At 41.2% G+C, this 1,752-nt stretch carries 2 protein-coding genes; both read right to left on the reverse strand.

Annotation, left to right across the window (positions count from 1 at the left end):
- Positions 1-468 precede the first annotated feature (468 nt).
- Complete coding sequence (locus tag QZY09_RS07175; protein ID WP_295670252.1) at positions 469-1,161, reverse strand: pseudouridine synthase; 693 nt, start codon at positions 1,159-1,161, stop codon at positions 469-471.
- A 164-nt stretch (positions 1,162-1,325) separates the two neighbouring features.
- Positions 1,326-1,752, reverse strand: a 427-nt coding sequence (locus QZY09_RS07180; RefSeq protein ID WP_295670254.1) for a hypothetical protein, incomplete at its 5' end; no start/stop codon positions are given.

Here is a 1,752-nt window from a genome sequence, read left to right on the forward strand (position 1 = left end):
ATTTTAAATATTCATTAAACAATTAGCAAGTTTACTGCAATTGCCTTTATTTTATAAAGATTATACTGCAAATAGTGTTGATTTACTGGCTGATAGAATAAATATCGTTGTGTTAAAACACCATATTATTACGCCATTTAAAATTGAGTTTTAAATAATTGATTCGCAAAGATCAATTTGATAAATAAAGGATTTGGGTACTCTTAAAATGGTATCTGAGGTTTAGTTGTATCGGCATTAAAATATCAAAAAATGTTGGAGGCGTTCCGGGGTGAGATACGGAACGCTTTTTTTGTGCACCCCTTTCATTAATTATCAACTTTAATGATTTGATTGCAATTAAAAATAAAAATGAGTATTTTCGAAGATACACCCCGAATAGCCTACTAATAGTATAATAGACTTTGACTTTTCTTTTGGAAAAAGCCGAAGAGTTGATCAATAGCAGCAAATAAAAATGGATATGAATTAAGCCGGTTTCCACCCCATTATGCCCATTACCCTTAAAAACTCGGCCTGCAATGGTGCTTCAATATGGATGGGTGCTTTGGTAACCGGGTGATGGAAACTTAATTGCGAGGCATGCAATAGCATGGTATCCAGCTGCCAGCGTTCCTTAAATAATTTGTTTTGTTTGTTGCAGCCATGGGTACGGTCGCCGATGATAGGATGAAAGATATGGCTGAAATGTTTGCGCAACTGGTGCATACGGCCTGTAGCCGGGTTAGCCTCCACCAATGAATAGCGCGATGTGGGGTGGTTGCCCAGCGGTACGTCCAATTCAGCACAGGCAAGGGTTTTGTAGCGGGTAAAGGCTTCCTGCAGGGTGCCGTTCTCTTTTCGCAGCGCATAATCAATTTCGCCTTCATCATCCGTAAACCCGCGAACGATGGCCAGGTATTTTTTATCCACCCTATTTTCCTGGAACTGCTGCTGCATCAGTTTCTCCACCTCTTTGCTTAAAGCAAATAACAATACCCCGCCTGTTTTACGATCAAGGCGATGGGCCGGGAATACATGCCGTTCCAACTGGTCGCGCAGCAATTGCAGGGCAAATTCTGTGGCATCGCTGGCAATCGGCGAACGGTGCACCAGCAACCCATGCGGCTTGTTAATGGCAACCAGGTGATCGTCCTGGTAAAGAATATCGAGTTGGGGCATATCGGCGGCTAAGGTAAGGGAATATTACCTTTTGTCCGTTATGATTCCAACCCGTTGCTATTCAAAACCGGACGAACGACAAGAAGATTTCGGAAGTCGGATGTTCGATTTCGGATTTTTTGTTTAGTGTTTGTGGTTTTTTCGCCTTTGTTGGTGTGTAAATTCTATTCCTCCAAATAATACCAGGGTATTGTCACTAATCCTTTTTTTAGGTTGATTTTCACTATTTGGCCGAGTTGAGTATTGTTATACTGTGACTTCCCCACTTCAATATCTTCAGGTTTTTTATGGTCACCCCATGGGCTAACTGTTAAATAATATCCGGAGTTCTTTCCTGTGGTGAAATATTTACCGTTCACCCTGGTGTTAAATATAACCGGGACCGAATGGTCAAAAACACAATTCATTCCGTACGTGGCGGCAAAACTATAAAGAGCAATTACCGGTACGATCATTAAATAGATCCCAACCCGTTCTTTATTTTCCCTTTTTATTGGCCTATATAAAGAAAAGACCAGGGTTAACATTAAGATAAGAGCTAAGGTGCCGACGGATAGGAACCTGGGAATGCTTTCGCAGCTATAAGAGATC

It is taken from the genome of uncultured Mucilaginibacter sp. (assembly GCF_903913935.1).
Lineage (GTDB): Bacteria > Bacteroidota > Bacteroidia > Sphingobacteriales > Sphingobacteriaceae > Mucilaginibacter.

Coding starts and splice junctions, on each gene's coding strand:
- QZY09_RS07175 (WP_295670252.1), bottom strand. CDS start 1,161: ATGCCCCAACTCGATATTCTTTACCAGGACGATCACCTGGTTGCCATT.